We start from the raw sequence: 16,387 nt of genomic DNA on the forward strand, positions 1-16,387 counted from the left end.
GCTCAATCCTTGCCGAACTGCCCATCTTTCAACCGCCACACCCCGAGCGGATTGCCGTCCTGCAACGCGTCCGGCAGCAGTTCGTGCGGGAGCGCCTGATAGCACACGGGCCGCAGGAACCGTTCGATCGCGAGCGTGCCCACCGACGTCGTGCGCGAATCGGACGTCGCCGGAAACGGCCCGCCATGCACCATCGCGTGCGCGACCTCGACGCCGGTCGGATAGCCGTTCGCGAGAATGCGTCCGGCCTTGCGCTCGAGCGTCGGCAGCAGCCGCTGCGCGAGCGCGTAATCGCCGGCTTCGAGATGCAGCGTCGCGGTCAGTTGGCCTTCGACGTGCTCGGCAAGATCGATCATCTCGTCGACATCGCGGCACGTGACGATCAGCGACGTCGGCCCGAAGATCTCGTCCTCGAGCGCGGCGTTCGCGACGAATGCAGACTGCGTCGTCGCGAACAGCGCGGGCAGCGCCGCCGCCTGTGCGTCCGTCTGGGCGTCCGTCTGCGTCCCCGCCCGTGCGCCCGCCTGTGCCTCCGCCTGCGCCCCGTGCGCGACCGCGCTCACACCGTCCACTGCCGCCCGCTGCGCGACACCGCGCTCATACGCAGCCGCGATTCCCGCCGTCAGCATCGTCTGCGCGCCCTTCTGCCCGAGCGCCTGCGAAGCGGCATCGATGAACGCCTGCGTGTCGGGCCCGTCGAGCACGACCACGAGCCCCGGGTTCGTGCAGAACTGGCCGACGCCGAGCGTCAGCGATTCGACGAAGCCACGCGCGATCTCGCCGCCGCGCGCCGCGAGCGCGCCGGGCAGCACGAAGAACGGGTTGATGCTGCTCATTTCCGCATAAACCGGAATCGGCTCGCGGCGCTGCGCGGCGATGTTCATCAGCGCGAGGCCGCCGCCGCGCGAGCCGGTGAAGCCGACCGCCTTGATCGCCGGATGCGCGACGAGCGCCTCGCCGATCGCGTTGCCCGCGCCGATCACGAGCGAGAACACGCCTTCCGGCAGGCCGCACGCGGCAACCGCCTGCTGGATCGCGCGCCCCACCAGTTCCGACGTGCCGAGGTGCGCGGGATGCGCCTTCACGACGACCGGGCAGCCGGCCGCGAACGCCGACGCCGTATCGCCACCCGCGACCGAGAACGCGAGCGGGAAGTTGCTCGCGCCGAACACGGCGACCGGGCCAACCGGAATCTTCCGCAGGCGCAGGTCGGGCCGCGGCAACGGCTGGCGGCCGGGCTGCGCGGAATCGAGCGTCGCGCCGAGCCAGCGGCCGTCGCGCACGAGTGCCGCGAACAGTTTCAGCTGGCCGACCGTGCGCGCGCGCTCGCCTTCGAGCCGTGCGACCGGCAGCGCCGACTCCTGATGCGCGCGCGTGATCAGCGCATCGCCGAGCGCGACGAGGTTGTCGGCAATCGTGTCGAGAAAGCGCGCGCGCACGTCGAGCGGCATCGCGCGAAACGGATCGAACGCGGCCGCCGCCAGCGTGCACGCACGATCCACGTCCGCTGCGTCGCCCGCGCCGTACACGGGCTCCAATTCGACACCGCGCGCGGGATCGAATGCGCGCAGCGTCCCTGCGGCGCCGCGCACCGCTGCGCCGCCGATCAACATCTCTCCAGTGATGTGCATCATCCACCTGCCTGCTTGTGCGGTTCGTTGAGGTCGATCCGGTAGATCCGGACCGCGTTGTCGTGCCAGATCGCGCGGCGCGCCGCGTCGTCGAGATTCGCGAGCGCCGCGGCAAAGGTCCGCAGCAGCGCCGCATACGTGACCCGCAATCCCGCCACGGGGAAATTGCTCGCGAACAGGCAGCGCTCCCACCCGAATATCGCGATCGCGTCGCGGATCAGCCGCTGGTTCTCCGCGTCGTTCCACGCGGCGTCGCGCAAGCCGAATTCGGACAGCTTCACCGACACGCGCGGCAGCGCGGCAAGCGCTTCCATCCCGCGCCGCCAGCGCGCGAGCCCCGCGTCCGAGCGGTCCCACGGCAGCCCCGCGTGTTCGAGCACCACGTCGACACCGGGCGCATCCGCGAGCAGTGCGGCCGCGTCGCCGAGATGCCAGAACGGCACCCGCAGATCCCAGCATAGGCCGTGCGCGGCAACGCGTTCGAGCGCGGCCGGCCAGCGCGGATCGCGCAGCGTGCCGGGTCCGTCGACGGCCGCATCCGGCGCGGGCGCGGGCGCGGTGCGCGGCTTGAAGCGCACGCCGCGCACCCGCGGCCACGCAGCCTGTTCGGCGAGCCGTTCCGCGGCATCGTCGGCCAGCAGGTCGACCCATGCGACGATCGCCGACGGCAGCCCGTGCGCAGCCGCGACGTCGTGCAGCCAGCGTGTCTCCGCGAGCGCCTCGTCGCGCGCGCGCTCGGCCTCGACGTGCACGCTCGCGACGATCGGCGCGCCTTGCGCCACGCGCCGGTAGTCGTCCACGCCGAAATCGCGACACAGCGCCGCGTAATCGCCGAACATGAAGCGCGCCGGATCGTACCCGTCCTGCAGCCACGGATAGTGCGCGGACGCATCGAGCCGCCACAGGTGGTGATGCGCGTCGACGAGCGCGTCCGGCATGCCGTCCGGCGGCGAACCGTTGCGCATGTCAGCGCGCTCCGGCAAGCACATACGACGCGTCCGGCTCGCGCAGCGTCGGCAATGCGCTGACGAAACGCCACGCATCGAGGTCCAGTTCGCGCACGTAGTCGTCCTGGAACGACACGTATGCCACGCGCCGTGACGGGTGGAACGACAGCGCGGTCGGGTTCGCGGGCAGCGCGACGCGCTCGATTTCCTCGAGCTGCTGCGCGTCGAACACCGAGATCGACTGCTCGCCCGAGTTGGTCAGCAGCAGCAGGTCGCGGCCGTCCGGCGCGCTCGTCCGGTAAATGCGGTTCGGATCGCTGCGCGTCTTCACGCGGCGGCCGCAGGTCATCGTGTCGGTGTCGATCGCGACCAGCGTGTCGTCGCCGCGGTTCGCGACGAACAGCGTGCGCTCGTCGCTCGACAGCGCATTGCCTTCCGGGCGCGGCCCCGGCATCACCGCGCGCGGCGCGACCGTCGCATCGCGCGGATGGAACTGCGTGACCGTGTTCGACAGCAGGTGCACGCCGTATGCGCGGCTCGCGTCGCGCGTCAGCGTGACGAGGTGGGTCTTCACGCCGCCGGACGGCACGGCCATGTTCGGCACCGGCTGCTCGGTCGGGCGATCGAACACGAGCAGCATGTCGTGCGCCTCGCTCATCGCGTAGAGGCGCCCTTCGCGGTCGCTCGCCATCCCGTGCGGCCGGTAGTACGGCCACAGGTCGAGCATGCGCGTATGCGTGCGTTCGACGAGGTCGATCTCGGCGATCCGGTGATCGCCTTCGTGGCCGCGCGACCACGCGGTCTCGATGCCGAAGATGCCGACGTACGCGTAGCGGTCGTTCGCGTCGACGGTGAATTCATGCGGGAAGTTCGGCAGCACGATGTGCTTGAGCGCCGTCTTCGTGTCGAGATCGTAGAAGCTGAAGGTATGGGCGCACTTCTGCACCAGCAACAGGATGTCGTTCATCGTGAGTCTCCGTACTTCGTTCTTGCCGCCGCGGCGCGCGCTGGGCGTCGCGGCGAGTGTGGGCGCATTGCGTTCGCTGGACCGCGCATCGGTCCTGGTATCGGTTCGTGTATAGGTCCTGGCATCAATCCTCGCAGCGCTTCGGCAGCGTCATCGCGAGCAGGCCGGCCACCGCGAGCGTGACCGCGAGGCTGTACACGCCGGCCGCCGAGCTCACGTGCTGGGTCAGCACGCCAACCGCGTACGGGCCGCAGAAGCCGCCGAGGTTGCCGAGCGCGTTGATCAGGCCACGCGCGCTGCCGGCGGTTTCGACGCTGCAGAGCTTCGGCGGAATCGCCCAGAACACGCCGGCCGCCGCCTGCAGGAAGAACCCGCAACCGATCAGGAACGCGAACGATACAGGCATCGACGATTTCGTGAGCACCGACAGCGCGAGGCACGCAGCGAAGCCGACCAGCGGCAGCAGCACGAAAAGGCGCCGCTTGCCGGTTCGGTCAGACAAATACGACGTCGCGAACATGCCGATCATCATCGCGACGTACGGCAGCATCGCGAGCAGGCCGATCTTCCCCATCCCCGTGTGCGTAAGGTTTTTCAGCAGCGTCGGCAACCACATCGTATAGCCGTAGATACCGACCTGGTAGCAGAAATTGATCGCGATCAGCAGCCAGATCGTCGGGTTGCGCAGCATCGCGCCGAACGACGCGGCGGTCGGCGTGCCCGCCGCGCGCTTGCGCTCCTGCTCGTCGCGCAGCGCGTCGAGGATGTACGCCTTCTCGCGCGGCGACACCCAGCGCGCGGTCTCCGGACTGTCGTCGGCGAACCGCAACCAGACGATCAGGAACAGCAGCGACAGCGCGCCCGTGCTGAAGAACAGGTGGCGCCAGTCGTATGCGGCGAGGATGAAGCCGGACAGCGGCGCGGTGATCATCCCGGCGAGCGGCACGAACATGATGACCATCGCGTTCGCGCGGCCACGCTCGCGATCGGGGAACCAGTTGCTGACCATCGTCAACACGACGGGCAGCATCCCGCCCTCGGCGACGCCAAGCAGGAAGCGCAGCGTCAGCAGTTCCCACGTGTGCGTGACGAGGCCCGTCAGCGCAGACAACACCGCCCAGCTCACGAGCGACCATGCGATGAAGGTCTTGCCGCTGCCGAGCGCCGCGCGCCGGCCGCCGGGAATCTGCAGGAACAGGTAGCCGAAGAAGAAGATCCCGCCGGCCAGGCCGGCCATCGTCGCGTCCATCCCGAGATCGGCGTTCATCCCGCCCGGCATCGCGAACGCGATGTTCACGCGGTCCATGTAAGAGATGATGCACGCGAGCAACAGCGGTGGAATCACGCGCAACCAGCGGCGGCGCGGAATGGCGTCGCCGGCTTCGTATGCCGGATTGGCCGGATTGGCCGGGTTCAACGTGTTCATGATGTCTCCAGTTTTTTAGGTGGTCGACAACGGCGGTCTTCTCGCGAACCGCCTGTTACGCCGTTTCAACGACCCCAGCGCAGCACCAGCGGATCGAGCCGCCGCGCCGCGTCGAGCAGCCCCGCGCGCGTGTCCGGATGCAGGTCGGGCCACGGCGCGCGCGGCTTGTCGCACGCGATCACGCCGCCGGCCTTCATCAGCGCCTTCGCCGCGAGAAAGCCCGCCTGCCGGTTCTCGTAGTTGATCAGCGGCAGCCAGCGCGCATATTGCTCGCACGCTTCGTCGCGGCGGCCCGCGAAATACGCATCGGTGATCCGGCGGATCCCGTCCGGATAACCGCCGCCCGTCATCGCGCCGGTCGCGCCCGCGTCGAGATCGGCGAGCAGCGTGATGCCCTCCTCGCCGTCCCACGGCCCCTCGATCGCATCGCCGCCCACGCGGATCAGCTCGCGCAGCTTCGCCGCCGCGCCCGGCGTCTCGATCTTGAAGTACGACACCGCGTCGATCTCGCGGGCGAGCCTCGCGAGACAGTCGACCGACAGCGTCGTGCCGCTCGCGGGCGCGTCCTGGATCATCAGCGGAATGTCGAGACCGTCGCTCACCTCGGCGAAGAACGCGTGGATCGCCGGCTCCGGCACGCGGAACGTCGCGCCGTGATACGGCGGCATCACCATCACCATCGACGCGCCCATCTCCTGCGCGCGCCGGTTGCGTTCCGCGCAGATCCGCGCGCTGAAGTGCGACGTCGTGACGATCACCGGCACGCGGCCGGCGACGTGCTCGAGCACCGTGCGGGTCAACAGGTCGCGCTCGTCGTCGCCGAGCGCGAACTGCTCCGAGTAGTTCGCGAGGATGCAGATGCCGTGCGAGCCCGCGTCGATCATGAAGTCGATCGCGCGGCGCTGGCCGTCGAGGTCGAGCGCGCCCGCCTCGGTGAAAATCGTCGGCGCGACCGGAAAGACGCCCTGGTAACGTGCGCACATGATCACTCCACGATGTCGAATTGGTCGAGGAACTCGGTCTTCAGCGTGAGGCCGAGGCCGGGCACGTCGTCGCGCAACTGCAGGAAACCGTTCTCGGCCACCGGCTCACCGTCGAAGATGTAATAGAACAGCTCGTTGCCGACCTCGACATCGAACATCGGGAAGTACTCGCTCATCGGCGACGCGAGCGTGCTCATCGTCAGGTGGTAGTTGTGCATCTGGCCCGCGTGCGGGATCACCGGCACGCTGTACGCCTCGCACAGCGCGTTGATCTTGTGCGCCATCGTGATGCCGCCGACGCGGTTCGTGTCGTACTGGACAACCGACACGGCCTTGCGGTCGAGTAGCTGCTTGAAGCCGTACAGAGAGAACTCGTGCTCGCCGCCGGAGATCGGAATGCTCGTCAGCCGGTTCAGCTCCGCATAGCCGTCGATGTCGTCGGCGATCACCGGCTCTTCGAGCCAGCGCGGCTGGTATTGCTCGAGCTTCGGCAGGATGCGCTTCGCATATTCGAGGTTCCAGCCCATGTAGCACTCGAGCATCAGGTCGTTGTCGTAGCCGATCACCTCGCGAATCGCCGCGACCGACTTCAGGTTCTCGACCACGCCCTGCTGCCCGTGCGAGGGCCCGTAGCCGAAGCGCATCTTGAACGCGCGGAAGCCTTCGTCGAGATAGCGCTGCGCTTCCGCCTGCATCTCGCTCAGGTCGGTGCGGTACAGCTTCGAGTAGTAGCAGGGAATCTTCTCTTTCGTGCGGCCGCCGAGCAGCTTGAACACGGGCTTGCCGACGCTCTTGCCGAGCACGTCCCAGATCGCGATGTCGACCGCGGAGATCGCCGCCATCCCGACACCCTTGCGGCCCCATGCGTGCGTCGCGCGATACATCCGCTGGTTCAGATATTCGTAGTCCCACGGATCCTGGCCGATCACGAGCGGTGCGAGGTACTGGTCGATGATCGCCTTCGCAATGTGCGGTGCGAGCGCGACGTTGCCGAGCCCGACGATGCCGTCGTCGGTTTCGACCTCGACGACCGTCCACGCGTGGAAGCGGAACGTGCTCATCGTTTCCTGCGGCGCGTACAGCATGTCCATCGCGTTCGAGCAGAAATTGCCCTGCGGCGGCACGGTCTTGCCTTTCCATTGGTACACGCGTGCGCGTACGGCCTTGATCTTCATGGCGTTGTCTCCTGATTGTCGGTTTCGTTTCGGGTGTCGATAAAGTCGGGCGCGGCCGTCACGCCGACGTGGTCTGCCGGCGATGCGCGGCGCCCATCCGGCACGCGATCTGCAGCGCCTGCCAGGTCGCGCCGACGTCGGCCGTGCCGCGCCCCGCGATGTCGTACGCGGTGCCGTGCGCGGGCGTCGTGATCGGCACCGGCAGGCCGCCCTGCACGGTCACGCCGCGCGAGAAGCCGAGCAGCTTGATCGCGATCTGCCCCTGGTCGTGGTACATCGTGACGATCGCGTGGTAGTCGCCGGCCTGCGCCTTCAGGAAGATCGTGTCGGCCGGGAACGGGCCGTGGAACGGCGCGTCGGTCGGCCAGTCGCGCGCCTGCAGCGCACGCACGGCCGGTGCGATCACGTCGATCTCCTCGCGGCCGCACATGCCGCCGTCGCCGCCGTGCGGGTTGAACGCGGCAACCGCGACCTTCGGCGCTGCGACGCCGTTCGCGAGCAGCGACCGGTAGATCAGTTCGGATGCCTGCTCGATCCGCTCGATCGACAGATAGCGCGCCGCATCCTTCAGCGGAATGTGCGACGAGATGCGCGCGGTCCACAGCTCGCCGAGCGTGTTGAATTCGCAGAAGTAGCCGGTCACGCCGAGGTATTCGGCGAAGTGGTGCAGTTCGTCCTCGTGCGCGAGGCCGCCGAGCTTCATCGCGTGCTTGTTGAGCGGCGCGAAGCAGATCGCGTCGACGTCGCCCGCGAGCGCGGCGTCCATGCAGCGGTTCAGCACGTCGAGCACCGAGCGGCCGCCCGCGGGCCCGGCCATACCCATCGTGACCTGCGCGGGATCGACGGTGTCGACCGCGACGAACGCGGGCCGCGCGACGGACGGCCGCTCGCGCACGTCGGCGAGCGACGCGACCGGCTCGACGTCGACCTGCACGCCCGCGGTGCGCTGGCCGGCTTCCCACAGCCAGCGGTCGCCGATCAGCACGAGATTCGCGCGCGACACCGCTTCGGGGCGCGCGAGCAGCTTCGCGATCAGCTCGGGGCCGATGCCGGCCGGGTCGCCGAGCGTCAGCGCGACCACGGGCAAGGTCGCGGCGGCCGTCATGCCCGCTCTCCCGCGCGGGCCGGGCCGCGTACCGTCATAGCCGAATTCGTCTGCATGTTCGTCTCCTGTCTGGCCGGCAAGCGGCCGTTCGTCATCTGGGGTTCATGCTAGGTAGACGGAACACCCCGGTAAATTGAAAACTCTTGATGAATTGATAACCAGGGGTAATCGGATTGGGTTCGATCGACAGGAAGGATTCGACGCCGCAACTGCTGAACCGGCTGCGGATGCGCCAGGTGGCGCTGCTGCTGGCGGTCGAGGAGTGTTCGACGCTGCGCGCGGCCGCCGACCGGCTCGGCCTCACGCAGCCGGCCGCGACCAAGATGCTGCGCGAGCTCGAGCACGCGCTCGGCCAGCCGCTGTTCGAGCGCGTCGGGCGCGGGCTCGTGCTGAATCCGGCCGGCGAGCGGGTGCTCGGCTACTTCCGCGGGATCCGCGGCAGCATGGAGGCGCTGAACCGCGAGCTGGCCGAACTGCAGCTCGGCAGCGCCGGGCGGCTCGCGATCGGCAGCATCATGGCGGCGACGCCCGGACGGCTCACCGAGGCGCTGGTACAGCTGAAGTCGCGCTACCCGCTGCTCGCGATCGACATTGCAGTCGACACCAGCGACAAGCTGATGCCGCAACTGCAGGAAGGCGTGCTCGAAGTGGTGATCGGGCGCAACGTCGGCGCCGACTGCGAATTCCGCGCGGTCGACGACGAAGCGCTCGCGATCGTCGCCGGCCGCGATCATCCGCTCGTCAGTGGCGGGCCGGTCGGGTTCGCGGCGCTGCTCGACTATGCGTGGATTATGCAGCCGGCCGGCAGCCCCGCGCGCGAAGTGGTCGAGCGCGAGTTCCGGATGCACCACCAGCCGATGCCGCGCGGGCTGGTCGAGACCGGCTCGATCCTGACGACGATGAGTCTCGTCGACCGCTCGCAGATGCTCGGCGTGATTCCGCGGACGGTTGCCGAGCTGAATGCCGAGCACGGGATGGTTGCGATCGTCGACTACACGCTCGCGCAGAAGCTGCCTTCATACGGGAGCCTCGTACGGCGCGACAGGCCGCTGTCGGTGGCCGCGCAGCAGTTTCTGGCGTTGTTTCATCGGGAGGCGGGCAGCAGCGAAGGGGCGTCAGACGGAAGGTGACGGGAGCACCGTGCCCGGCCCCGATGCGTGTCGGCAATCGCCGCATCCGGTTCGCCCGGATGCAGGGCCGTCCACCCGCCGCCGCGCGGCGCTCAACCGTCATCGCGCTCCCGCAGCAACCCGCTGCGATACGCGCCCGGCGCGACCCCGTACCAGCGCTTGAACGCCTGCGAAAAACTCGACAGATCGCTGAACCCGAGCCGCTCCGCGACATCGGCCAGCGTCAGCCGTTCGTCGCCGAGCAGCGCCTCGGCCATCGCGCCGCGCGATTCCGCGAGCAGCGCGCGGAACGTCGTGCCCTCTTCCTGCAGCCGCCGCTTCAGCGTGCGCGCGCTGGTGTTCATCAGCCGCGCGATGTCCTCGAGCGAGAACGGCGTCGCGCCGGGCGTCGCGCTCAGGTAATCGCGAATCATCGCCGCGGTGCCGACGTGCGCGCGCCGCGCTTCGAGCAGGCGGCTGCACATCTGCTCGCACATCGACACCGTGATCGGGTTCGCATGCGGCAGCGGCCGGTCGAGTAACGCGCGCGCGAACACGAGCGTATTCGAGCGTGCGCCGAACACGGGCTCGACGCCGGCGATCCGCGGCAACGCCGCAGGCGCCGCGCGGCCGCGCGCCGCCGCCGGGCGCTCGGCCTGCAACGTGAAGCGCGACAGCGTGAAATCCGCGCCGCCCATTTCCTGCAGCAGCACGGTCGCGGCGGTCATGTCGCGCTCCACGACGAACCGGCTCAGCTCGCCGGCCAGGTCGGGCGCGCCGAAGCTCAGCACGCAGTTGTCGTCGTCCTCGCGATACGTGATCACCGTGTATGCGTAAGTGAGCGGCAGGAACCGCATCGCCAGTGCGAGCGCATCGCGCGCGGTCGCGCTCGCGATCAGCCCGTAGCCCCACACGCCATACGCGGAGAAGTCGTAGCGCTGGCCGGCCTCGAAGCCGAGGCCGGGCGGATGCCCGAGCAGCCGCAGCAGGTTGGCGGTCAGCCGCAGTTCCTGCGCCGCCGTCACCTCCGCGTTCGGATCGTCGAGCTGCGCGGCCGACAGCCCCGTGCCCGCGAGCAGCTGCGCGCGCGGCACGCCGCGTTCGTCACCGAAATCGACCAGCAGCCGGGCGCCGGCCGGACTTCGCGTGTAGTCCCAAAAGCTCATGCGGAGAAACCCTCGAAGCGCCGAATTGGCCCAAATACTAAAACAATTGTCCCGTCGCAGCATTGGTGTTTTCCCACGCGGCACGCACCATCGGCGTCATTCAGTCGTCGCCTGAACGACTTCATCGACTGCCCGGAGGAGACACCATGCGGCTCAGCCCCCCGACCGATCTCGCGGCGCACTTCGAGCACCAGCGCGCCGCGTTCGCACGTGAACCCGACCCGTCGCTCGCCGTGCGTGTATCGCGGCTCGATCGCCTGCTCGCGCTGCTCGACACCCACGAAGCCGCGATCGTGCGTGCGATCGACGCCGACTTTGGCGGCCGTTCCGCGTACGAGACGCGGCTCGCCGAACTCTTCGTCGTCCGAACCGGCATCCGCCATGCGCGTGCGCACCTGAAGCAATGGATGCGCGCGCGCCGCGTGCCGACCGCGCTGCACTTCCGCCCCGGCTTCAACCGGCTCGCGCCGCAGCCGCTTGGCGTCGTCGGCGTGATGGCGCCGTGGAACTACCCGTTCCAGCTCGCGATCGGCCCCGCGCTCGCCGCACTCGCGGCCGGCAACCGCGTGCTGGTCAAGCCGTCCGAGCTGACGCCGCGGCTGTCGGCGCTGCTCGACACGCTCGTCGCCAACGCGTTCGATCCCGCCGAATTCGCGATCGTCACAGGTGACGTCGATACGGCCCGCGCGTTCGCGCGCCTGCCGTTCGATCACCTGTTCTTCACGGGCTCGACCGCGGTCGGCCGCGATGTCGCGCAGGCGGCGGCCGCGAACCTGACGCCCGTCACGCTCGAGCTCGGCGGCAAGTCGCCCGCGATCCTCGATCCGTCGTGCGACGTCGCGCAAGCCGTGCAGCGTATCGCGTTCGGCAAGCTGCTGAACGCGGGCCAGACCTGCATCGCGCCCGACTACCTGCTCGTGCCGGCCGGCAGTGCGGAGACAGTGGCCGCGCAACTGTCGGCGGCGGTCGCGCGGCGCTACCCGACGCTCGTCGCGAATCCCGACTACACGGCGATCGTCAGTGCGCGGCATCGCGCGCGGCTCGCGGCGCTGGTCGACGGCGCGCGCGACGGCGGCGCCCGCGTGATCGAGATCAACCCGGCCGGCGAACGCTTCGACGCGGCGTCGCGCAAGTTCCCGCCGACCGTCGTGATCGGCGCAACCGACACGATGCGGGTGATGCGCGAGGAGATCTTCGGCCCCGTGCTGCCGATCGTCGAATACGCGCACGTCGACGATGCGATCGCAACCGTCAATCGCCAGCCGCGCCCGCTCGCGCTGTACTGGTTCGGCCGCGACGCCGCGCGCCGCGATCGCGTGCTGCGCGAGACGGTGTCCGGCGGCGTCACCGTGAACGACTGCCTGTGGCATCTCGCGCAGGAGCATCAGCCGTTCGGCGGCGTCGGCCCGAGCGGGATCGGCGCCTATCACGGCAAATGGGGCTTCGACACGTTCAGCCACCTGAAGCCCGTGTTTCATCAGGCGCGCTGGAACGGCACCGCGCTGTTCCATCCGCCGTACGGCAAGACTTTCGACCTGCTGCTGCGCGTGCTGTCGCGCATCGCGTGATCCACCGATTCTCCGGGAATGACTTCATGAACAAGGTATTCGACTACATCGTCGTCGGCGGCGGTTCGGGCGGCTGCGTCGTCGCGGGACGCCTGTCCGAGGATCCGCACACGACCGTTTGCGTGCTCGAGGCCGGCAACCGCGGCGACGGCATGGTCGTCAACGTGCCGACCGGCGCCGTCGCGATGCTGCCGACCCGCGTGAACAACTGGGCGTTCGAGACCGAGCCGCAAGCGGGGCTCGCCGGACGCCGCGGCTACCAGCCGCGCGGCAAGGCGCTCGGCGGCTCGTCCGCGATCAATGCGATGGTCTACATCCGCGGCCACCGCAGCGACTACGACCACTGGGCCGCGCTCGGCAACGAAGGCTGGTCCTACGACGACGTGCTGCCGTACTTCCGGCTCAGCGAGCACAACGAACGATTCGACGATGCATGGCATGGCCGCGACGGCCCGCTGTGGGTCAGCGACCTGCGCACCGGCAACCCGTTTCACGCACGCTACCGCGAAGCGGCCCGCCAGGCCGGCCTGCCGCTGACCGACGATTTCAACGGCGCGCAGCAGGAAGGCATCGGCATCTACCAGGTCACGCAGAAGCACGGCGAACGCTGGAGCGCCGCGCGCGCTTACCTGCTGCCGCACATCGGGCGCCGCGACAATCTGACGGTCGAGACGCACGCGCAGGTGCTGCGCATCCTGTTCGACGGCACGCACGCGGTCGGCGTCGAGGTGCGGCAGCACGGCGAGGTCCGCACGCTGCGCGCGCGTCGCGAGGTCGTGCTGGCCGCGGGCGCGTTGCAGACGCCGCAATTGCTGATGCTGTCCGGCGTCGGCCCGGCCGCCGAACTCGGACGTTTCGGCATCCGTACGCTCGTCGACCTGCCCGGCGTCGGCCGCAACCTGCAGGATCACCCGGACTTCGTCTTCGGCTACCGGACGCGCAGCGTCGACACGATGGGCGTGTCGGCGCGCGGCGGCCTGCGGATGCTGCGCGAGCTGCTGCGCTTTCGCGGCGAGCGGCGCGGGATGCTGACGTCGAATTTCGCGGAAGGCGGCGGCTTCCTGAAGACACGCACCGAGCTCGACGCGCCGGACGTCCAGCTGCATTTCGTCGTCGCGCTCGTCGACGATCACGCGCGCCGGTTTCATCTCGGCCACGGACTGTCGTGCCACGTGTGCCTGCTGAGGCCGCGCAGCCGCGGCGCGGTCACGCTGCAAAGCGCCGATCCGCTCGCAGCGCCGCGCATCGATCCGGCGTTCTTCGACGATCCGCGCGATCTCGACGACATGGTCGCCGGCTTCAGGCTGACGCGCCGGCTGATGCAGGCGCCCGCGCTCGCGAGCTGGATCACGCGCGACATGTTCACCGCGAACGTGACGACCGACGACGAGATCCGCGACGCGCTGCGCCAGCGCACCGACACCGTCTATCACCCCGTCGGCACGTGCCGGATGGGCCACGACGCGCTCGCGGTCGTCGATCCGCAATTGCGCGTGCGCGGGCTGCAGGGGCTGCGGATCGTCGACGCGTCCGTGATGCCGACGCTGATCGGCGGCAACACCAATGCGCCAACGATCATGATCGCCGAGAAGGCGGTCGATCTGATGCGCGGCGTCAGCCGTGTGCAGATGCCGTCGCATGACGACACGGAGCGCGAAGCAAGCGCCCCCCATCCCGCGCAACCGAAGGAGACCCACCATGCGCTCGCCTGATTCCACCGTTCCCGACGACGCCACCCCGCCGCTCTCGGCGATCGTCATCGGTGCGGGCTTCGCCGGCATCGGCATGGCGGTCGCGCTGCAGCGCGCCGGCGTGCACGACTTCGTGATCCTCGAACGCGCGCACGACGTTGGCGGCGTGTGGCGCGACAACAGCTATCCGGGCGCCGCGTGCGATGTGCCGTCGCATCTGTACTCGTTCTCGTTCGAGCCGAACCCCCGCTGGTCGCGCACGTTCGCGCCGCAGCCGGAAATCCATGCGTACCTGCAGCACTGCGCGCGCAAGTACGGCCTCGCGCGGCACCTGCGCTTCGGCGCGGAAGTCGCGCACGCGCGCTACGACGAGCCGCACGCGCTGTGGCGCGTGACGCTGGCGGACGGCACGACGCTGAGCGCCGCGCTGCTCGTCAGCGGCACCGGGCAACTGAGCCGTCCCGCGCGGCCGAACCTGCCCGGCATCGACGCCTTCCGAGGCCATGCGTTCCATTCCGCGCACTGGGACCACGCGTATCCGCTCGCCGGCAAGCGCGTCGCGGTGATCGGCACGGGGGCGTCCGCGATCCAGTTCGTGCCGGCGATCGCCGATACCGTGAAGACGCTGACGGTGTTCCAGCGCTCGCCCGCATACCTGATGCCGCGCCTGGACCGCACGTACCGGCCGTGGCAGCAGGCGCTGTTCCGGCGGCTGCCGTGGGCGATGAAGCTGCATCGCGCGGCGATCTACGTCCGCTACGAATCGCGCGCGATCGCGTTCACGCGCTTCAACGGGCTGATGAAATTCGCGGTCGGCCGGCCGTTCCGCCAGCTGCTCGCGCGGCAGGTGCCCGACGCGGCGCTGCGCGAGCAGCTCACGCCCGACTACCCGATCGGCTGCAAGCGGATCCTGCTGTCGAGCAACTATCTGGCCGCGATGAGCAAGGGCAACGTCGAACTCGTCACGCAACGGATCCGCCGCGTGACCCAAAACGGCATCGAGACGGCCGACGGCACGCATCATCCGGTCGACGCGATCATCTATGGCACCGGCTTCGCGGCAACCGAATTCCTGTCGCCGATGCGCATCACGGGCCGCGGCGGGCTCGACCTGAACGACGCGTGGCGGCGCGGCGCGCAGGCGTATTTCGGGATGACGGTGCCGGGCTTTCCGAATTTCTTCATGCTGTACGGCCCGAACACCAACCTCGGCCACAACTCGATCGTCTACATGCTCGAGAGCCAGATCGCACACGTGATGCGCTGCATGCGCGCGATGCGGCGCGCCGGCGCGACCGCGATCGACGTCGACGCACGCCGCTACGGTCGTTTCAACCTGCATGTGCAGCAGCGCCTCGCGGGTTCGGTGTGGAGCGGCTGCAAGAGCTGGTATGTGGATGCGTCCGGCCACAACAGCACCAACTGGCCGGGCTTCACGCTGTCGTATCGCTGGCTCACGCGCTTCTCGGGGCTCGCCGCGTACCGCTTCTCGACCGTGCTGCCGGGCGCGGCCGGGCACGCGGGCGGGATTGCCGTCGCCGCGCCGGGCGGCGCGCTGGAAGCGCTGAACGCCGGCTTCCTGCGCGGCTTCCTGCGAATCGGCTTCCGCTCGCTGATCGGGCCGCCGTTCGGCGTCGGGCTCCAGCGTCGCGTGGTCGGGCTACTGTCGCCACTGATGCCCGGCATCGGCGGCATGATCCGCTATCGCACGTCGGCGGGCGGCGTGCCTGCGGAAGTCGTCGCGCCGAAACGCGGCGATGCGGGCGGCGCGATCCTGTACCTGCACGGCGGCGCGTTCTGCGTCGGCGGGCCCGGCACGCACCGCAGCGTGACGACGCGGCTCGCCGACGAATCGGGGATGGCGGTATGGACGCCCGATTACCGGCTCGCGCCCGAACACCCGTACCCTGCCGCGCTCGACGATGCACTGGCCGCGTACGCCGCGCTGCGCGCGCAGGGTCATGCGCCGGCACGCATCGTCGTCGCCGGCGATTCGGCGGGCGGCGCGCTCGCGCTGGCCCTCGCGATCGCGCTGCGCGACCGTGGCGAGCCCGCGCCGGCCGGACTGCTGCTGATCTCGCCCGTCACCGATCCGGCGCTGCGCGGCGACACGCTGAGCTCGCGCAGCAGCGACGACCCGATGATCCGGCGCGGCTGGCTCGAACAGGGGCTGCGCTGGTATCACGGCGCGGCTGCGGCCTCGATGCGCGGCCCGCTCGATACCGATCTGCGCGGCCTGCCGCCGATGCTGATCCAGGCCGGCGACCAGGAAGTGCTGCTGTCTGACGCGCAACGCCTCGCGGATCACGCGCTCGCATGCGGCGTGCCGTGCCGCCTCGAAGTGCACGCGGCGCGCTGGCACGTGTTCCATCTGCAGTCGTTCTACCTGCGCTCGGCGCGCGACGCGCTGCGCACGCTCGCGGGCTTCGCGCGGGAACAGGTGGTCGCGGTGCCGTGACGGACGCGCGGTCGGTCACGTTGGCCATTCGGCCAATTCGCGCGCTTTCGCCGAGCGGCAACCCGACACTGAAAACCCTGCTGGCCGTGCTGAAGACGGTCGGCCTGCGGCTGTCCGTCGAGCCGGCGCCGCACGCGGAAGCCGCGCACGCATAAGCCGCG

Annotated in this window: 13 protein-coding genes; 5 read left to right on the forward strand and 8 right to left on the reverse strand. The window is 69.5% G+C overall.

What is annotated here, in order from left to right; genetic code table 11:
- Positions 1–2: 2 nt before the first annotated feature.
- The 7 genes from DID96_RS21765 to DID96_RS21795 all read right to left on the reverse strand — a co-directional run bounded on the left by DID96_RS21765 (position 3) and on the right by DID96_RS21795 (position 8,234).
- A complete protein-coding gene (locus DID96_RS21765) occupies positions 3–1,631 on the reverse strand; it encodes an aldehyde dehydrogenase (NADP(+)) (protein ID WP_124601367.1) in 1,629 nt (542 codons plus the stop codon).
- Positions 1,631–2,596 (reverse strand): amidohydrolase, encoded by a 966-nt coding sequence (locus DID96_RS21770; protein ID WP_124601333.1) that lies wholly within the window; start codon positions 2,594–2,596, stop codon positions 1,631–1,633. The genes DID96_RS21765 and DID96_RS21770 overlap by 1 nt, the downstream gene beginning before the upstream one ends.
- Before the next feature lies 1 nt (position 2,597).
- Complete coding sequence (locus DID96_RS21775) at positions 2,598–3,545, reverse strand: YncE family protein (protein ID WP_124601334.1); 948 nt, start codon at positions 3,543–3,545, stop codon at positions 2,598–2,600.
- 124 nt (positions 3,546–3,669) lie between these two features.
- Positions 3,670–4,962 carry an MFS transporter gene (locus DID96_RS21780; protein WP_124601368.1) on the reverse strand — a complete coding sequence of 431 codons (1,293 nt, stop codon included), beginning with the start codon at positions 4,960–4,962 and terminating at the stop codon, positions 3,670–3,672.
- Positions 4,963–5,036: 74 nt separating this feature from the next.
- Positions 5,037–5,954, reverse strand: coding sequence for a dihydrodipicolinate synthase family protein (locus DID96_RS21785; protein WP_124601335.1), 918 nt, complete (start codon positions 5,952–5,954; stop codon positions 5,037–5,039).
- Positions 5,955–5,956: 2 nt separating this feature from the next.
- Entirely contained in the window at positions 5,957–7,129 is a 1,173-nt protein-coding gene (locus DID96_RS21790) for an L-rhamnonate dehydratase (RefSeq protein WP_124601336.1), read from the reverse strand.
- A 58-nt stretch (positions 7,130–7,187) separates the two neighbouring features.
- Entirely contained in the window at positions 7,188–8,234 is a 1,047-nt protein-coding gene (locus tag DID96_RS21795) for a 4-hydroxythreonine-4-phosphate dehydrogenase PdxA (protein ID WP_124601337.1), read from the reverse strand.
- A gap of 173 nt (positions 8,235–8,407) precedes the next feature.
- Between DID96_RS21795 and DID96_RS21800 the strand changes: the two genes are divergently transcribed.
- Complete coding sequence (locus DID96_RS21800) at positions 8,408–9,364, forward strand: LysR family transcriptional regulator (RefSeq protein ID WP_124601338.1); 957 nt, start codon at positions 8,408–8,410, stop codon at positions 9,362–9,364.
- Positions 9,365–9,456: 92 nt separating this feature from the next.
- On the opposite strand, the gene DID96_RS21805 is transcribed toward DID96_RS21800, so the two are convergent.
- Positions 9,457–10,509: an AraC family transcriptional regulator gene (locus tag DID96_RS21805; RefSeq protein WP_221624596.1), complete on the reverse strand. Its 1,053-nt coding sequence runs from the start codon at positions 10,507–10,509 to the stop codon at positions 9,457–9,459.
- Between the two features lie 146 nt (positions 10,510–10,655).
- Between DID96_RS21805 and DID96_RS21810 the strand changes: the two genes are divergently transcribed.
- The 4 genes from DID96_RS21810 to DID96_RS21825 are packed head-to-tail and all read left to right on the forward strand — an operon-like array spanning position 10,656 to position 16,381.
- Positions 10,656–12,077 (forward strand): coniferyl aldehyde dehydrogenase, encoded by a 1,422-nt coding sequence (locus tag DID96_RS21810; RefSeq protein ID WP_124601340.1) that lies wholly within the window; start codon positions 10,656–10,658, stop codon positions 12,075–12,077.
- 26 nt (positions 12,078–12,103) lie between these two features.
- A complete protein-coding gene (locus tag DID96_RS21815; RefSeq protein WP_124601341.1) occupies positions 12,104–13,789 on the forward strand; it encodes a GMC family oxidoreductase in 1,686 nt (561 codons plus the stop codon).
- Positions 13,776–16,226, forward strand: coding sequence for an alpha/beta hydrolase fold domain-containing protein (locus DID96_RS21820; RefSeq protein ID WP_124601342.1), 2,451 nt, complete (start codon positions 13,776–13,778; stop codon positions 16,224–16,226). Before DID96_RS21815 ends, DID96_RS21820 begins: the two co-directional genes overlap by 14 nt.
- 20 nt (positions 16,227–16,246) lie before the next feature.
- Positions 16,247–16,381 carry a DNA-binding protein gene (locus DID96_RS21825; protein WP_409333799.1) on the forward strand — a complete coding sequence of 45 codons (135 nt, stop codon included), beginning with the start codon at positions 16,247–16,249 and terminating at the stop codon, positions 16,379–16,381.
- The last annotated feature ends 6 nt before the right edge of the window (positions 16,382–16,387 follow it).

Source organism: Burkholderia sp. Bp8963 (assembly GCF_003854275.1).
Taxonomy (GTDB): domain Bacteria; phylum Pseudomonadota; class Gammaproteobacteria; order Burkholderiales; family Burkholderiaceae; genus Burkholderia.

Bases quoted from the DNA above. Each gene is read 5' to 3' on its own strand.
- DID96_RS21765 (WP_124601367.1), bottom strand. From the start codon at position 1,631: ATGCACATCACTGGAGAGATGTTGATCGGCGGCGCAGCGGTGCGCGGC.
- DID96_RS21770 (WP_124601333.1), bottom strand. From the start codon at position 2,596: ATGCGCAACGGTTCGCCGCCGGACGGCATGCCGGACGCGCTCGTCGAC.
- DID96_RS21775 (WP_124601334.1), bottom strand. From the start codon at position 3,545: ATGAACGACATCCTGTTGCTGGTGCAGAAGTGCGCCCATACCTTCAGC.
- DID96_RS21785 (WP_124601335.1), bottom strand. From the start codon at position 5,954: ATGTGCGCACGTTACCAGGGCGTCTTTCCGGTCGCGCCGACGATTTTC.
- DID96_RS21790 (WP_124601336.1), bottom strand. From the start codon at position 7,129: ATGAAGATCAAGGCCGTACGCGCACGCGTGTACCAATGGAAAGGCAAG.
- DID96_RS21795 (WP_124601337.1), bottom strand. From the start codon at position 8,234: ATGACGGCCGCCGCGACCTTGCCCGTGGTCGCGCTGACGCTCGGCGAC.
- DID96_RS21805 (WP_221624596.1), bottom strand. From the start codon at position 10,509: ATGAGCTTTTGGGACTACACGCGAAGTCCGGCCGGCGCCCGGCTGCTG.
- DID96_RS21810 (WP_124601340.1), top strand. From the start codon at position 10,656: ATGCGGCTCAGCCCCCCGACCGATCTCGCGGCGCACTTCGAGCACCAG.
- DID96_RS21815 (WP_124601341.1), top strand. From the start codon at position 12,104: ATGAACAAGGTATTCGACTACATCGTCGTCGGCGGCGGTTCGGGCGGC.
- DID96_RS21820 (WP_124601342.1), top strand. From the start codon at position 13,776: ATGCGCTCGCCTGATTCCACCGTTCCCGACGACGCCACCCCGCCGCTC.